This window comes from Aurantimonas sp. (assembly GCF_964217435.1).
In the GTDB taxonomy this organism is placed as follows: Bacteria; Pseudomonadota; Alphaproteobacteria; order Rhizobiales; family Rhizobiaceae; genus Aurantimonas; species Aurantimonas coralicida.
The window spans coordinates 140,441-154,489 of record NZ_CAXPJM010000020.1 but is presented as its reverse complement, the minus strand read 5'-3'; the positions used below and the strand labels follow the sequence as shown (position 1 = coordinate 154,489).

16 protein-coding genes are annotated in these 14,049 nt (G+C 68.3%); 10 read left to right on the top strand and 6 right to left on the bottom strand.

What is annotated here, in order from left to right; genetic code table 11:
• The first annotated feature begins 103 nt into the window (after nucleotides 1–103).
• Together cueR and ACEQX1_RS09115 are read left to right on the top strand one after the other, a co-directional pair.
• On the top strand, nucleotides 104–502 hold the full coding sequence (cueR, locus tag ACEQX1_RS09120) for a Cu(I)-responsive transcriptional regulator (RefSeq protein WP_188075198.1): 399 nt from the start codon (nucleotides 104–106) through the stop codon (nucleotides 500–502).
• 122 nt (nucleotides 503–624) lie between these two features.
• The gene (locus ACEQX1_RS09115; RefSeq protein ID WP_370196750.1) at nucleotides 625–1,134 is read left to right on the top strand and encodes an MmcB family DNA repair protein; all 510 of its coding nucleotides are present in this window, start codon (nucleotides 625–627) and stop codon (nucleotides 1,132–1,134) included.
• A gap of 21 nt (nucleotides 1,135–1,155) precedes the next feature.
• Here the strand turns inward: ACEQX1_RS09115 and ACEQX1_RS09110 are convergent, their stop codons facing one another.
• Together ACEQX1_RS09110 and ACEQX1_RS09105 are read right to left on the bottom strand one after the other, a co-directional pair.
• Entirely contained in the window at nucleotides 1,156–1,731 is a 576-nt protein-coding gene (locus tag ACEQX1_RS09110; RefSeq protein ID WP_188075200.1) for an ActR/PrrA/RegA family redox response regulator transcription factor, read from the bottom strand.
• A 134-nt stretch (nucleotides 1,732–1,865) separates the two neighbouring features.
• Nucleotides 1,866–3,221 (bottom strand): ActS/PrrB/RegB family redox-sensitive histidine kinase, encoded by a 1,356-nt coding sequence (locus tag ACEQX1_RS09105; protein WP_370196749.1) that lies wholly within the window; start codon nucleotides 3,219–3,221, stop codon nucleotides 1,866–1,868.
• Nucleotides 3,222–3,431: 210 nt separating this feature from the next.
• On the opposite strand from ACEQX1_RS09105, the gene ACEQX1_RS09100 reads away from it, so the two are divergent.
• On the top strand, nucleotides 3,432–3,926 hold the full coding sequence (locus tag ACEQX1_RS09100) for a ferritin-like domain-containing protein (RefSeq protein ID WP_370192424.1): 495 nt from the start codon (nucleotides 3,432–3,434) through the stop codon (nucleotides 3,924–3,926).
• A gap of 75 nt (nucleotides 3,927–4,001) precedes the next feature.
• On the opposite strand, the gene ACEQX1_RS09095 is transcribed toward ACEQX1_RS09100, so the two are convergent.
• The 3 genes from ACEQX1_RS09095 to ACEQX1_RS09085 all read right to left on the bottom strand — a co-directional run bounded on the left by ACEQX1_RS09095 (nucleotide 4,002) and on the right by ACEQX1_RS09085 (nucleotide 6,697).
• Nucleotides 4,002–5,003, bottom strand: coding sequence for a 4-hydroxyproline epimerase (locus tag ACEQX1_RS09095; RefSeq protein WP_370196748.1), 1,002 nt, complete (start codon nucleotides 5,001–5,003; stop codon nucleotides 4,002–4,004).
• 19 nt (nucleotides 5,004–5,022) lie between these two features.
• Nucleotides 5,023–6,291: an NAD(P)/FAD-dependent oxidoreductase gene (locus ACEQX1_RS09090; RefSeq protein ID WP_370196747.1), complete on the bottom strand. Its 1,269-nt coding sequence runs from the start codon at nucleotides 6,289–6,291 to the stop codon at nucleotides 5,023–5,025.
• Nucleotides 6,292–6,403: 112 nt separating this feature from the next.
• Nucleotides 6,404–6,697, bottom strand: a complete 294-nt coding sequence (locus ACEQX1_RS09085) for a hypothetical protein (protein ID WP_370192420.1) — start codon at nucleotides 6,695–6,697, stop codon at nucleotides 6,404–6,406.
• Nucleotides 6,698–6,848: 151 nt separating this feature from the next.
• Between ACEQX1_RS09085 and pabB the strand changes: the two genes are divergently transcribed.
• From pabB to ACEQX1_RS09070, 3 genes are read left to right on the top strand one after another with little or no spacing between them, the layout of a single operon-like run.
• Nucleotides 6,849–8,252 carry an aminodeoxychorismate synthase component I gene (pabB, locus tag ACEQX1_RS09080; protein ID WP_370192419.1) on the top strand — a complete coding sequence of 468 codons (1,404 nt, stop codon included), beginning with the start codon at nucleotides 6,849–6,851 and terminating at the stop codon, nucleotides 8,250–8,252.
• Complete coding sequence (locus ACEQX1_RS09075) at nucleotides 8,249–8,845, top strand: aminodeoxychorismate/anthranilate synthase component II (RefSeq protein WP_370192418.1); 597 nt, start codon at nucleotides 8,249–8,251, stop codon at nucleotides 8,843–8,845. Before pabB ends, ACEQX1_RS09075 begins: the two co-directional genes overlap by 4 nt.
• Nucleotides 8,826–9,686, top strand: coding sequence for an aminotransferase class IV (locus ACEQX1_RS09070; protein WP_370192416.1), 861 nt, complete (start codon nucleotides 8,826–8,828; stop codon nucleotides 9,684–9,686). The genes ACEQX1_RS09075 and ACEQX1_RS09070 overlap by 20 nt, the downstream gene beginning before the upstream one ends.
• 15 nt (nucleotides 9,687–9,701) lie before the next feature.
• On the opposite strand, the gene ACEQX1_RS09065 is transcribed toward ACEQX1_RS09070, so the two are convergent.
• On the bottom strand, nucleotides 9,702–10,112 hold the full coding sequence (locus ACEQX1_RS09065; RefSeq protein WP_370192415.1) for a dihydrofolate reductase: 411 nt from the start codon (nucleotides 10,110–10,112) through the stop codon (nucleotides 9,702–9,704).
• A gap of 280 nt (nucleotides 10,113–10,392) precedes the next feature.
• On the opposite strand from ACEQX1_RS09065, the gene ACEQX1_RS09060 reads away from it, so the two are divergent.
• From ACEQX1_RS09060 to ACEQX1_RS09045, 4 genes are all read left to right on the top strand, one after another.
• Nucleotides 10,393–10,881 carry a MarR family winged helix-turn-helix transcriptional regulator gene (locus ACEQX1_RS09060; RefSeq protein WP_029702777.1) on the top strand — a complete coding sequence of 163 codons (489 nt, stop codon included), beginning with the start codon at nucleotides 10,393–10,395 and terminating at the stop codon, nucleotides 10,879–10,881.
• Nucleotides 10,882–10,969: 88 nt separating this feature from the next.
• Nucleotides 10,970–11,938: an aldose epimerase family protein gene (locus tag ACEQX1_RS09055; RefSeq protein WP_370192413.1), complete on the top strand. Its 969-nt coding sequence runs from the start codon at nucleotides 10,970–10,972 to the stop codon at nucleotides 11,936–11,938.
• A gap of 178 nt (nucleotides 11,939–12,116) precedes the next feature.
• Nucleotides 12,117–13,679: a glucan biosynthesis protein gene (locus tag ACEQX1_RS09050; protein ID WP_230788950.1), complete on the top strand. Its 1,563-nt coding sequence runs from the start codon at nucleotides 12,117–12,119 to the stop codon at nucleotides 13,677–13,679.
• A complete protein-coding gene (locus tag ACEQX1_RS09045; protein WP_370192411.1) occupies nucleotides 13,676–13,993 on the top strand; it encodes a hypothetical protein in 318 nt (105 codons plus the stop codon). Before ACEQX1_RS09050 ends, ACEQX1_RS09045 begins: the two co-directional genes overlap by 4 nt.
• Nucleotides 13,994–14,049: the final 56 nt, after the last annotated feature.

Sequence of the window (14,049 nt, the reverse complement as noted above, 5' to 3'; positions counted from 1 at the left end):
ACGAAGGCTTTGTTGCCGCTTGGTGACAGTTGACGGCGGCGGTCGCCGCGACATCTCAGGCGCACTCTGGGACGTTCGCAACCTGAGCTACGAGGGCTTTTTGATGAACATCGGAGAGGCGGCCCGGCTGTCCGGCCTCCCCCCCAAGACGATCCGCTATTACGAGGAAGTCGGGCTGGTCAAACCCTCCCGGGCCATCAACGGCTATCGCAATTACGGCGATCGCGATGTGCATCTCCTGCGGTTCCTCCAGCGCTCGCGCTCGCTCGGCTTCACCATCGAGGAAGCGCGGCGGCTGATCTCGCTCTACCAGGACGAGGGGCGGCGCAGCGAGGACGTGAAGTCCATGGCCAGTTCCCGCATGGCCGAGATCGACCGCAAGATCGCCGAGCTGCAATCGCTGAAACGCGCCCTCGCCGACCTCAGCGAGCGCTGCCACGGCGACGACGGCCCGGACTGCCCGATCCTCGAGGAGATCTCCGGGGACCGCACCAGCCGCTGAGCCACGCCTTCGCATCGTCGGCGTATCGGTACCGCGGCGCGCGACTGCGACGTCCCGCCGCGTTTCTGGTTTGTTCGCGTTTTCGCTTGCCGAGAGCATCGCGGCTCGGCTAGGTCTCGATCATGCCGATCATATCCCCCTTCCGCGTCGACCCGCTGGTCGACGGTCGCCAGTCCGAGCGTGCCATGATGGTGCGCCGGGGCGTGCAGCGCCTGATGCTGGCGCGCAAGGTGTCGCTGCTGCCGGAAATGGCGCTGGCGTCCGGCCGCCGGGCCGACCTCGTCTGCCTGTCGGAAAAGGGCGAGATCACCATTATCGAGATCAAGACCTCGATCGAGGATTTCCGGGTGGACCGGAAATGGCCGGACTATCTGCAGCATTGCGACCGGCTGTTCTTCGCCACCCATCCCGGCGTGCCGGCGGACATCTTTCCCGAAAGCTGCGGGCTGATCGTGTCGGATGGCTATGGCGCAGAAATCCTGCGCGAGGCGCCGGAAGACAGGATCGCGCCGGCGACGCGCAAGGCGATGACGCTGCGTTTCGCGCGGCTGGCCGCCGACCGCCTGGTACAGGCGGAATGGGCGGCCAATCCGTTCATGACCGGGCTGGCCGGCGAGACGGATGCGGACTGACCGCCGCCGCTGGATGCGGGCTCAGCGCGGCGCGCGCTTGGCGAGGATCCGCTGCAGGGTCCGGCGGTGCATCGACAGCCGGCGGGCAGTCTCGGAGACGTTGCGATCGCACAATTCGTAGACGCGCTGGATATGCTCCCAGCGGACCCGGTCGGCCGACATCGGGTTCTCCGGCGGCGCGGCGCGGTCGCCCGCCTTGCGGCTGAGTGCAGCGATCACTTCGTCGGCATCGGCAGGCTTGGCGAGATAGTCGATGGCGCCGAGCTTCACGGCGGTGACGGCGGTGGCGATGTTGCCATAGCCGGTCAGCACCACCACCCGGGCATCCTCGCGCGCCCGCTGCAGCGCCTCGATCACGTCGAGCCCGTTGCCATCGGCCAGCCGCATGTCGACGACGGCGCAGGCCGGTGCCGAGCGTTTCAGGGCGGCGAGCCCTTCCTCGACGCTCTCGGCGGTCACCACATCGAAGCCGCGCTGCTCGAGCGCCCGGCTCATGCGCTGCAGGAACGGGCGGTCGTCATCGACCAGAAGCAGCGATCGGTCACCTTGCGGCAGAAACGACCGCTCAGGAGCAGTCCCTACAGTTTCGGTCAACATCGGCGTTCCTTTCCTTTGTCCGGGAAATGGAGCGCCGGGCACACGCCTTCAACGGCTTGCACCCGCCAGAAGCGGCAATCGGCATGCGACCGAAGTACGCATCCGGCATTCGCCGCCTCGGCTCTGCCGCCGCGTCAGTCGCGGTTGGCCGGCCGGTTGGACAGGAAGACGTCCCGCGGCCAGGAGATCACCACCACCGCGCCATTGGCGACGCGGCCACGGCTTGCCCGGTTGGCGAAGCTGATCGAGGCGCCGGAGCGTTCGAGCAGCGTCTTGGCGATGAACAGGCCGAGGCCGAGACCGCCGCCGGTATTGCGCTCCGTCGAATCGCGGTCCGACATGTAGGGGTCGCCGATCCGGTCGAGGATTTCGGGCGCAAAGCCCGGCCCGTCGTCCAGCACCTCGATATAGACCTGGCTCTCGCTCCAGCCGGCGCGGATGATCACCTCGCCATCGGCAAAGTCCACCGCGTTCTCGACGATGTTGCCGAGGCCGTAGACGATGCCGGCATTGCGGCGGGCGACCGGCTCGGCGCCATCGCGCTCGACCGTCTCGACCTTCAGCGCGACGCCGAAATTGCGGTGCGGCTCGGCCACCTCGTCGATCAGCGACATCACCGACAGACGCGCCAGATGGGTCTCGCTGGACGAGGACAGGGAGCTGAGCTGGCGTAGGATCGTGCGGCAGCGCTCCGACTGCTCGACCAGCAGATCCACGTCCTCGCGCTGCGGATCGTCGGCCGGCACCGAACGGCCCATTTCCTTGGCGACGAGGGCGATGGTGGCGAGCGGGGTGCCGAGCTCGTGGGCGGCGGCAGCGGCCAGCCCGTCGAGCGCCGACAGATGCTGCTCGCGCTGCAGGACGAGTTCGGTGGCGCTCAGCGCATCGGCGAGCGCCCGCGATTCCGCCGCCACGCGGTAGATGTAGATCGAGGAGAAGACGAGGGTCGTGACGATGGCGAACCACAGGCCGCCGACATAGGAGATCGGCAGTTCCAGCGACATGCCGTGGGGCCAAGGCACCGGCATGTGGAAGAAGGCCAGCGCCGTCGTGCAGACCACCGCGAGGAGCCCCACCCCCACCGTCGTCAGCGGCGGCTGCGTCGCCGAGGCGATGATCGAGGGCACCACAAGGAACACCGTGAACGGGTTCTCGATGCCGCCGGTGAGGAACAGGAGGCCCGTCGGCTGCAGGATGTCGAAGGTCAGCACGCCGGCCGCCGCCGTCGAGGACAGCCGCCGGCTCGCCGGGAAGCTAACCGACAGATAGATGTTCAGCGCCACCGAGGCGGCGATCAGCGCAAGGCAGGTGCCGATCGGAAACGGCCACCACAGTCCCCAGGCCACGAAGACGCAGGCCGCAGTCTGGCCAGCGACGGAGAGCCAGCGCAGCCGCACCAGCGTCGCCAGGCGCAGCCGCTGGCTCTCGCGCATCATGGTCACGAAAGCCGGCAGGCGGAGGTCGAAACTGGAACGGGTCGCCTGGTCCATGATCGGCTTCAACTATTCTTGAAAGGAAATCGGAGACTTACCGTCTAGCCCGTCATCCGCATCGCCGAAAGTGGTCAAAGCCGCGCGGGGTGTCCGGGCAGCCGGGACCAAGTGCCGCGCCGGTTCCCGTCATGGAACACCCGGCCTGCATTTGCCCTTTACCGTCCCGAAGCGCCAAGGCGCACAGGATCAAGACGGAAGGGACGCATCATGGCTCTCGCCAATCTCAAGGACATCTATATCGACCAGCTGCAGGACATTCACAGCGCCTGCAACCAGTCCGCCAAGGTCACCCGCGAGCTCGCCGGCGTCGCCACCGACGGCGACCTGAAGAGCGCGCTGGACGCCGGCGTCGCCGGCATCGAGGACGGCATCGCCACGCTGAAAGAGATCATCGCCGCCCATGGCGCCGATCCCTCGGGCGAATTCTGCAAGGGTATGGAAGGCCTCGTCAAGGAAGCCCGCTCGCACGGCATCGAGGAGGACATCACCGATCCCGACGCCCGCGACGCAATGATCATCACCCAGTATCAGCGCATGGCCCATTACGCGATCGCCGGCTATGGCTGCCTCGAAGCCTTCGCCAAGCGTCTCGACCTGAAGGACGACGCGCAGAAGCTGCAGAAGTGCCTGGACGCCACCTATCACGGCGACAAGACGATGACGCAGATCGCCACCGGCGGCATCAACAAGGCCGCCGCGTAAGCATCCCGCGACAAAGCCAATATCAGGGCCGTCGGCGCATCCGCGCCGGCGGCCTTTTTCGTGCGGCGCTTCAGCCTACAGCACCTGGAAACCGTGCTGGAACGGGTCGCGGTCGTCGATGAAGATCGTGTTGATACCGGTCAGCCGGGCCCAGCCGGCGATGGACGGCACGATCGCCGGCTTGCCGCCGATCTCGGCCGCGGCCTCGACCCGGCCGTGGAACAGCGAACCGATGATGCTCTCGTGGACAAAATCGTCGCCCGGCGCGAGGCGTCCCTTCGCCGCCCATTGCGCCATGCGCGCAGAGGTGCCGGTGCCGCAGGGGCTGCGGTCGATCGCCTTGTCGCCGTAGAACACCGCGTTGCGGGCCGTGGCCCCCTCCATTGTCGGCTCGCCGGCCCACAGCACATGGCGCAGGCCGCGGATCGCCGGGGTGTCCGGGTGCACGAACTCATGGGTGTCGTTCAGCGCTGCGCGCAGCGGGCCGGACAGGGCGACAAGCTGGGAGGCAGTGAAGTCGGACATGTCGCGGAAATTGGGCTGCGGATCGACGATGGCGTAGAAATTGCCGCCATAGGCGATGTCGACCGTCAGCGGACCGAGACCGGGGCAGTCCACCGCGATGCCTGCGGCGTGCAGGAAGGCCGGCACATTTGTCAGCCGGACCTCCTCGACGAAGCTGTTTTCCTCGCGGTAGCGGCAGGTGACGACGCCGGCCGGCGTGTCGAGCCGCAGGATCCCGGGCTCCTTCGGCCGGACGAGCCCGTGCTCCAGCGCCATGGTCACGGTGCCGATGGTGCCGTGGCCACACATGGGCAGGCAACCGGAGGTCTCGATGTAGAGCACGGCCACGTCGCAATCGTCGCGGGTCGGCGGATAGAGGATCGCGCCGGACATCATGTCGTGGCCGCGCGGCTCGAACATCAGCCCGGTGCGGATCCAGTCGTAATCGGCCATGAAATGCGCCCGCTTCTCGATCATCGTGGCCCCGTCGAGGAACGGGCCGCCGCCGGCGACGAGGCGGACGGGATTTCCGCAGGTGTGACCGTCGAGGCAGAAGAAGCTGTGGCGTGCCATGAGGATCTCCGGTGGCAGGTCAGGCGAAACGGCGCGGCGAGAAGGCCGCGAGATTGATCGGCGTCGGCGTGCCGGTGACGAGATCGGCGAGAATGCGCGCCGTCGCCGCCGACTGGGTCAGGCCGAGATGGCCGTGGCCGAAGGCGTACAACACGCGGTCGGTCGCGGACGCGGGACCGATGACCGGGAGCGAGTCCGGCATGGACGGCCGAAACCCCATCCACTGCCGGCCGCCCGTGGTGTCGAGTTCGGGCAGGAAGCGCATCGCCTTCTCCAGCATGGTCGCCGACCGACGATAGTCCGGCGGGCGGTGCAGACCGCCCAGTTCCACGGCGCCGCCCACCCGGATGCCGGATGTCAGCCGGCTAACCACGAAGCCATGGCCGGGGAAGGTCAGCTGCCGCTTGAGGTCGAAGGCGCCCGGCGGCAGCGTGGTGTTGTAGCCGCGCTCGGTCTCCAGCGGCAGGGTGTCGCCGAGGGCGGCCGCCAGCGGCTTCGACCATGCGCCACCCGCGACGATGGCGTGTCGTGCCAGGAGGTCCGACCCGTCCGCCAGCTTCAGGCATACCGTGTCGCCGGCCGGCGCGAGGCCACGCAGCTCGGCGTGGACGATCCGCCCGCCCCGCTCGACGATGCGGTCGGCCAGCGCCCTGGCATAATCATAGGGATCGGCGATCGACTGCCAGCCGGGCACGAAGGTCCCGTGGGTGAAGCGCGGCGACAGGCCCGGCTGCAATTGCGCGATGCCGGCGGCGTCCAGATGGCGACAGGCGATGCCGGCGGCCTCGCGCGCCCGCCAAGCCCCCAGCGACGCCTCGAACTCGGTGCGGCTTTCGTAGAGTTCCAGCGCCCCGTCGGAGCGTAGCATTGCGTCGAGCCCCGCCGCCGTGATCAGCCGGCGGGTCTCGGTGCTCGCCAGCTCCATCATCGCCACCTGCGCCGCGAAGCTGGTCGCAAAGGCGGCGGGGCGGCTGGCGCGCCAGAAGCGGAACAGCCAGGGCGCGATGGTCGGCAGATAGGCCGGCGGCACGCTCAACGGGCCCAGCGGATCGAGCAACCAGCGCGGTGCCTTGCGCAGGATGCCCGGCGAGGCCAGCGGCATGACATCGCTGAACGCGAAGGCCCCGGCATTGCCGAAGCTGGCGCCGTGGGCGACCTCGCCCCGCTCGATCAGGACGACTTTTTGCCCGCGCTCCTGCAGGGCGAAGGCGGCGGTGATGCCGACGATGCCCGCGCCGACGATCGCGACATCCGCATCGATTGTCCTGCCGTCACTGGTGGACGCCATCGCCTGTCCCCGCCACTGGTTCCTCGCAGCGATGCCGCAAGAACGACCGATGCACAAGGGGCGCGGCGGATGGCCACCACGCGCCATTCAGGCTGGACGCCGGCGACCGGCGTCAGTCCGTGCGGCCGGCCCGGCAGCGGCGATAGGCGGCCTCGCCCTGGTCGAGCGCCCGCTGGCGCGTCAGCGCGCGCACGCCGAACCCGTCCTCCCCGCGATCGATGCGGTTCTCGTAGCTGTTGCCGGCGGTCTGGCGGGCATACTGGCGGCAGAAGGCATCGGAACCGCGGGGGTTCTCATTGGCCGACACCCGCGCGCCGACGATGGGCGAGCCGTTGGGATAGGGGGCGGTGCTGTTGCAGCCGGCAATGCCGGCAAGGACGGCAACCAGAAGAAGGGCGGATCGCATCCTGGATCTCCGAATCAGAGGCAAGCTGGCCGGATAGATGGCGCTGGTGGGCTGCCGCGCCAGTGGCCCGGTCCGAAGCCGGACAGGGCGGCCGGGCCGAGGCGGCGAAACCGGTTTGACGGGGCCCCGGAGATCAGGGCATCTGCCGGGGATGGTGTATGACGAGATCGCTCCCCTTGCGCCGCAGATCGCGGCGGCCCGGCTGAGGCCCCTCGGCGGCCTGGCGTTTCTCGATAGCGCCATGCGTCACGCGACGCTGGGGCGGTATTCCTATGTCGCCGCCGCCCCTTTCGCCGCCTTCACGGTGGACGCCGAAGGTGCGATGCTCGATGGACAGCGCCTCGACGGCCCGCCGCTTGCGGCGCTCGACGCGGTCCTTGCCGCGCAGCGCCAGGAAGCGCATCCCGAACTGCCGCCCTTCCAGGGCGGTGCCGTCGGCTTCATCGGCTACGAATTCGCCCGGCATCTGGAAACGCTCGCCGCGCCGGCCGATCTCGACCCGGCCAAGCCCAGCCTGCGCTTCGATCTCTACGACACGGTTCTCGCCTTCGACCACGAAGCCGACCGCGCCTTCGTGGTCGGCGCGCGCCGGGCCGGCGAAAGCGACGACGTGCCAGCCCGGGCGCGCATCGCACGCTTCCGTGCCGCGCTGGAGACCGAGGCGCCGGCGCTGGGTACTGGTGCCCGGCCGGGGGGCCTCGACTGGCGCTCCAATTTCTTTGCCGACGACTACCGGGCGGCGATCCAGAAGGTGCGCGACTACATCCTGGCCGGCGACATCTACCAGGCCAATGTCGCCCAGACCTTCACCGCCAGGCTCCCCGCCGCCTTCGATCCCTTCGCGCTCTATCTGCGGCTGCGCCGGACCAATGCCGCGCCCTTCGGCGCCTATCTGGAGCATGACAGCCTCGCCATCGCGTCCTCCTCGCCGGAGCGCTTCCTGAAACGCGACGGCGACACGGTGGAGACCCGCCCGATCAAGGGCACGGCGAAGCGCTCCGCCGACCCGGAGGAAGACCGCGCCTTGGCAGAGGCGCTGCTGGCCTCGGAGAAGGACCGGGCCGAGAACGTCATGATCGTCGATCTCCTGCGCAACGACATCTCGCGCGTCTGCACGGCCGAATCCGTGGAGGTGCCGGTGCTGTGCGGCCTCGAAAGCTACGCCTCGGTCCATCACCTCGTCTCGGTGGTGACCGGAACACTTCGGCCCGGTCGGACCGCCGTCGACCTCATCGCCGCGACCTTTCCGGGCGGCTCGATCACCGGCGCGCCGAAGATCCGGGCCATGGACATCATCACCGAGATCGAGAACACCGCCCGTGGCCCCTATTGCGGCGCCATCGGCTATCTCGGCTTCAACGGGACGATGGACCTCAACATCGCCATCCGCACCGTCAGCTTCGAGGCCGGCACGGCGCGGTTGTCGGCCGGCGGCGGCATCACCGTCCTGTCGGACCCGGCGGCTGAATACGAGGAGACCTTCACCAAGGCGACCCGCGTCTTCGCGGCCTTCGACGCGGACGATAGGAACGGTGCGAAGGAGGGTCCGCGATGATCCTCGTCGTCGACAATTACGACAGCTTCGTCTTCAACGTCGCCCGCTATCTCGAACGACTGGGCGGCGCCATCGAGGTCGTGCGCAACGATGCCCTCACACTGCAGGAGATCGACGCGCTCGCACCCTCGGCGGTGATCATCTCGCCGGGTCCCTGCTCGCCGCGTGAGGCCGGCATCTCGCTCGACCTGGTGCGGCAATTGTCCGGCCGCGTGCCGATCCTCGGCGTCTGCCTCGGCCATCAGGTCATCGGCGAGGTCTTCGGCGGCACCGTGACCCGGGCCCTCAAGCCCATGCATGGCCGTGCCTCGCGGATTGCCCATGGCGCGGCGAACCTCTTCGACGGATTGCCGCAACCGACAATGGTCGGGCGCTATCATTCGCTGATCGTCGAGGAAACGCCGGCGATGCGTGCACACCTCGCCATCGACGCCCGCTCGGACGAGGGCGAGATCATGGCCCTGTCGCACCACACGCACCCGACTTGGGGCATCCAGTTCCACCCCGAATCCGTTTTGACCGATCGCGGCGAACGGATCTTCGAGAATTTCCTGTCCCTTGCGGAGCGTTGGCGTGGACGAGATCTGGATTGACGGCGGCTTTGCGCCGGCGCCCGGCGCCGTTGCCGCGAACGACCGCGGCCTGACCCTTGCCGACGGGGTGTTCGACACGTCGCTGGTTCTCGGCGGCAGGGTGTTTCGCCAGGAGGCCCATCTCGACCGACTGATGGCCGCCGCGGCCAGCCTCGCCATTCCCGCGGACCGCGCGGCGCTGGAACTGGCGATGACGGCGCTGGCCGAGCGACGCGGCGACGGGGCGATCCGCCTGACGCTGACCCGCGGCCCCGGCGCACGCGGCCTCGCCTTTCCCGCCGATCCGCAGCCGACGCTGATCGGCACTGCGGCGCCGCTCGCCCCCGCGATGATGTTCGCCCCGCTGCGGCTTCAGGTCTCTGAGATCCGCCGCAACGAGACCTCGCCGACGGCGCGGGTCAAATCGCTGGCCTATCTCGACAGCGTCCTTGCCAACCATGCCGCGAGGCAGGCCGGCGCCGACGAGGCGCTGTTCCTCAACGGGGCGGGCCGTGTCGCCTGTTCGGCGCTGGCGAATGTCTTCGTCCTGGCGGGGACCGAGATCGTCACGCCGCCACGCGACGACGGCGTCCTCGACGGCATCGTGCGGGGCTGGATTCTCGTCAATGCCGGTGCCTTCGGCTTGTCGGCGGTCGAAAGGTCCCTGACGCTCCCCGATCTCGCGGCGGGCCGGATCGTCCTCACCAACAGCCTGCGCCTGATCGCGCCGGCCAGCCTCGATGCGCCGGCGCCGGTCATGCCGGCCCCACCCTTGCGGGCGCTGATGGAAGGGCTCTGCGCCGCCATCGCGGAAGAATGCGGGGTCGATCCTCGCGACCGCGGAGCGGTGCTGCCCGGCTGAACCGAGCCGCGCGCCTCAGCGCTGCGTCGTACCGCCCGCCAGGAGCCAGGCCGGATCGAACCAGGTATCGGCCTCGCCGTCATAGGGCAGCGTGTTGATGTCCCAGTGCCGCACATAGCGCGCATAGACGTCCCAGACCGCCGGGCCGCCGCCGATATAGACCACCCGCTCGCCGAAGCTCTCGAGCACCGTCTGCGGATCGTCGGACGAGCGGATTTCCACGATGGTGCGATCCTTGCGGGCGAAATCCGGGAAGGACGCGACGGTCTTTGGCCCGGCGATCAGCACATGACCGCGGGTGATCTCGAAAAAGCGCTCGACATCCTCGGTGTAGACGCGTTCGGGACGCCCCTCCCACGGCATGCCGCCATCGAGGCCGAGTTGTCCGCTCCGGCCGATCGCGCAGATGACCCTGACGTCGGGCATGCGTCCCGCTCCTCTGTGCCGCACGTCGACCGACGACGCGCTCCGGTTGTGGTCTGATGCCAGATTCGGCGCGGCGAGACCATTGTTCACCGGGAACCGATCGCGGAATTTCTCGTTCGACAAACACCGCGGACCCCGCGTCAGCAACGTTCGGGCCGTGCCGGCCGCCCGTCGCGCGCCACGAACTGCCAGCCTTGCGGATACTATGTATGGCTGTCTTTTTCGTGCGAAGAATATAGCAGTTTAAGGACCGGCCCTCGGCTAACGGTTAACCGGGATCATGGATACGAACACACAGACAACAGCATCGGTCCACACCGATCCTTCGACGATGATGACGCCGGTGATCGTGCCGTCGCTCCTGTCGATCGCCAAGTCCACCCGGGCCTTTCTCGCCCTGCTTCTTGCCGATATCGGACTGCATCCCGGCCAGGACCAGCTCCTCGACCGTCTCGATCCCCTTGCCCCGGTTAGCGTGTCGGCGCTGGCCGAACAGCTTTCGGTGCGACCCTCGACGGTGTCCAAGATGCTGGACCGGTTGATCGAGAAGGGGCTCGTCGCCCGCTCGGCCAACAGTGCCGATGCGCGCCGCACGATGGTGCAGCTGACCCCGGACGGCGAGCGGGTGCAGGCGACCGTACGGAACGTCTGGCAGCGGCTCGAGATCGATCTCGCCCAGTCCCTGACGCAGGACGAACTGCAGGTCCTGCAGAGTTCCTTGACGCGCACCGGCGATATCCTGACCCAGAAGCTGCGACGCCTGCGCTAGGCGCGCGGCTGCCACGCGGGCGCTCGATTGACGCGCGCCCCGGCACTGCCTATTCCGCGATCGCCGGCTTGCGGCAGCGGAGGGGACAATGCCGATAAGCGAGTTCGTGACGATTGCCGGCAGCGGCCTCAGCGCCGAGATCGCGACAGCCGGCGCAGCGGTCCGGGCCGTTCACCTCGACGGATTTGCCCATTCGCTGGTCGTCGGCGCCGCCGACCCCGAGCATTACACGGCCGGCAACCGCGAATATCTCGGCGCCACCATCGGCCGCTTCGCCAACCGGATCGGCGAAGGCCGCTTCACCATCGACGGCCGGGGCTCCCAGCTCGCCCGCAACGACCCGCCCAATCATCTGCATGGCGGCCCGAAGGGCTTCTCGACCCGCATCTGGACCATCGTCGAGCGCACCCCGGACGCGCTGACCCTGAGCCTCGTGTCGGCCGATGGCGACGAGGGCTATCCCGGGACCGTCGACATCACCGCCCGCTTCGCGATCCTGCCGGAGCAGACGCTGTCGGTGAGCTACGAGGCGACCAGCGATCGCCCGACCCCGGTGAACCTGACGACGCATTTCTACTTCAATCTCGACGGCAGCGACGACATTCGCGGCCACCGGCTGACGCTGGCGGCGGATCGCTATCTGCCGATCGACGCCGCGGCGCTTCCGACCGGGGCGATTGCACCGGTGGCGGGCACGCCGTTCGACTTCGGCGCCGGCCGGCTGGTGGGCGAGGCCCCGGATCCGCTCGACCACAATTTCTGCCTGGCCGATGCGCCGGAGGCCGCGCCGCGCCTTGCCGCCCGGCTCGCGGGCGAGGCGAGCGGCATCACCCTGGCGCTCTCCACCACCGAGCCCGGCTTGCAGGTCTATGACGGCGCCAAGCTGGATGGCTCGATCATGGGCCATGGCGGGGTGCCGATCGGCAGCCGCTCGGCCCTGGCGCTGGAGCCGCAGGGCTGGCCGGATTCGCCCAATCGGCCCGAGTTTCCCCGGGCGATCCTGCGGCCGGGCGAGACCTATCGCCATCACAGCCTCTACCGTTTTTCCGCCGGCTGACACACGCCCTGCCCTCGTCAGGAAGCGTTCATCATCCGGGCCTACAAGCCTGTGCGCGGCGGCTATGTAATCGCCGCAATTGTGCCTATGCTCACGCCTTCGTGTCTGTTCTCAAACTCACAAGCAGCCCGTGAATCACAAGAGTTTTGCGTCCCGCCGTACCGCGCTGAAGACAGGTGTGGCCCTCACCCTCGCAGCGCTTCTGCCCCGTCCCGGCTTTGCCCAGGAGACGGAGGCTCCCACGCCGCCGGCCCGACAGCCGGCAACCGTCGGCGCGCCCGATGCGCCGTTCACCTTCGATGAGCTGGCCGCGCGCATGCAGCAGCGCGCCGGGGAATCCTACAGCGCGCCGGCCAACGACCTGCCGCAGGAAATCCTCGACCTCAATTACGACGAGCACCGGGCGATCCGCTTCCGGCCGGACCATGCCCTGTGGCGCGCCGAGCCGGTGGAGTTCCACCTGCAGGCCTTCTATCCCGGCTGGGTGTTCAAGGAGACCACCAAGGTCTTCGTCGGGCAGAACGGCGTCTACAATCGCCACGATTTCGCGCCCTCGGATTTCGAATACCGCCCGCCGCTGGATCCCTCGAAATTCCAGGACCTGCCGCTGGACGGCGTCGCCGGCTTCCGGATCCACGCGCCGATCGAACGGCCGGACTATTTCGACGAGCTGGTGACCTTCCTGGGCGCGAGCTATTTCCGCGCGCTGGGCACCGGCACCCGCTACGGGCTGTCGGCCCGCGGCCTCGCCATCAACACGGCGACCAGCGAGACCGAGGAATTCCCGCGTTTCAGCGCCTTCTACATCGACGCGCCGAAGCCGGGCGACTCGCGCATCCGGCTGATGGCGGAGCTCGACAGCCCGAGCCTCACCGGCGCCTATTCCTTCCTGATCACGCCGGGCCCGCAGACCACGATCGACGTGACCACCCGGCTGTTCTTCCGCACCGACGTCAACCGCGTCGGCATCGCGCCGCTGACCTCCATGTACACTTTCGGCGAGAACGACCGCTTCGGCCGCGACGACTTCCGTCCCGAGGTCCATGACAGCGACGGCCTGTGCATTCGTCGGGCCGATGGCGAGAAGCTGTGGCGGCCGCTGAAGAACCCCGAAAACCTGGCGATGTCCTATTTCCAGGAGACCAGCCCGCGCGGCTTCGGTCTCCTGCAGCGTGACCGCGACTTCTCCCATTACGAGGACATCGAGGCCCGGTACGAACTGCGGCCGTCGCTGATGATCGAGCCGCTGGGCGACTGGGGCAAGGGAACCGTTGAGCTCGTCGAGATCCCGACGGATTCGGAAGCCAACGACAACATCGTCGCCTTCTGGGTGCCCGAGGCCAAGGCCGAAGCCGGCGGCGCGATGGAGTTCAGCTACCGGATGCACTGGGGCCTCGACGTCGAGCCCGAGGACAACCAGGCCAAGGTCACCGGCACCTTCATCGGCGTCGGCGGCAACGCGGCGGATGCCGACCTGTCGACCCATCGCATCGCGATCAATTTCGAAGGCGGCAGCATTGCCAAGCTGCCCGCCGATGCCCAGATCGAGCCCCTGATCGACGTGCCGGACAACACCCGGCTGATCCATTCGGGAATCGCGCGGCTGCCCAGTGGCGGCTGGCGCGTCGCCCTGGAACTCGAGAAGACCGATTCACAGCCTGCTGAACTTCGCGTGAAACTTTCGATGCTGCAGCGCATTGTCAGTGAGACGTGGCTCTATCAATGGACGAACAGGACATGACCGTTTTTGCAACGGAAGACCGCCGCTCCATGCAGGAGACCAATGCCGGCCGACTGATCGGCCGGGCTGATCTGGACGACGATGTCGTACTGGACGCCGTGCGCACGCGCCTTGCCGCGAGCGGGCGTTCCGACGACGCCGAAAGCGTGCTGGCCGCCGCCATGCGGGGCGATGCGGCATCGCTGGCCTTCGTGCGCACGGTCGCCGTGCCGCCGCCGGTGGCCCGGCTCACCATGCCGATCCAGCCGTTGACCGGCCGGCCGCTGCGCTTCCCGACGATCTCGCTCGGCCGCCTTTCCGCCGACCGCAATTGATCACCATGCCTGAACGGCCCGGGGTGATCCGGGCCGTGGCACCATCTCACCGACGG

What these genes read in the sequence shown, in the direction of transcription:
- ACEQX1_RS09100 (WP_370192424.1), top strand. Translation starts at nt 3,432, where the DNA reads ATGGCTCTCGCCAATCTCAAGGACATCTATATCGACCAGCTGCAGGAC.
- ACEQX1_RS09095 (WP_370196748.1), bottom strand. Translation starts at nt 5,003, where the DNA reads ATGGCACGCCACAGCTTCTTCTGCCTCGACGGTCACACCTGCGGAAAT.
- ACEQX1_RS09045 (WP_370192411.1), top strand. Translation starts at nt 13,676, where the DNA reads ATGACCGTTTTTGCAACGGAAGACCGCCGCTCCATGCAGGAGACCAAT.
- pabB (WP_370192419.1), top strand. Translation starts at nt 6,849, where the DNA reads ATGGTGTATGACGAGATCGCTCCCCTTGCGCCGCAGATCGCGGCGGCC.
- ACEQX1_RS09090 (WP_370196747.1), bottom strand. Translation starts at nt 6,291, where the DNA reads ATGGCGTCCACCAGTGACGGCAGGACAATCGATGCGGATGTCGCGATC.
- ACEQX1_RS09060 (WP_029702777.1), top strand. Translation starts at nt 10,393, where the DNA reads ATGGATACGAACACACAGACAACAGCATCGGTCCACACCGATCCTTCG.
- ACEQX1_RS09105 (WP_370196749.1), bottom strand. Translation starts at nt 3,221, where the DNA reads ATGGACCAGGCGACCCGTTCCAGTTTCGACCTCCGCCTGCCGGCTTTC.
- ACEQX1_RS09115 (WP_370196750.1), top strand. Translation starts at nt 625, where the DNA reads ATGCCGATCATATCCCCCTTCCGCGTCGACCCGCTGGTCGACGGTCGC.
- ACEQX1_RS09055 (WP_370192413.1), top strand. Translation starts at nt 10,970, where the DNA reads ATGCCGATAAGCGAGTTCGTGACGATTGCCGGCAGCGGCCTCAGCGCC.
- cueR (WP_188075198.1), top strand. Translation starts at nt 104, where the DNA reads ATGAACATCGGAGAGGCGGCCCGGCTGTCCGGCCTCCCCCCCAAGACG.
- ACEQX1_RS09110 (WP_188075200.1), bottom strand. Translation starts at nt 1,731, where the DNA reads ATGTTGACCGAAACTGTAGGGACTGCTCCTGAGCGGTCGTTTCTGCCG.
- ACEQX1_RS09075 (WP_370192418.1), top strand. Translation starts at nt 8,249, where the DNA reads ATGATCCTCGTCGTCGACAATTACGACAGCTTCGTCTTCAACGTCGCC.
- ACEQX1_RS09065 (WP_370192415.1), bottom strand. Translation starts at nt 10,112, where the DNA reads ATGCCCGACGTCAGGGTCATCTGCGCGATCGGCCGGAGCGGACAACTC.
- ACEQX1_RS09085 (WP_370192420.1), bottom strand. Translation starts at nt 6,697, where the DNA reads ATGCGATCCGCCCTTCTTCTGGTTGCCGTCCTTGCCGGCATTGCCGGC.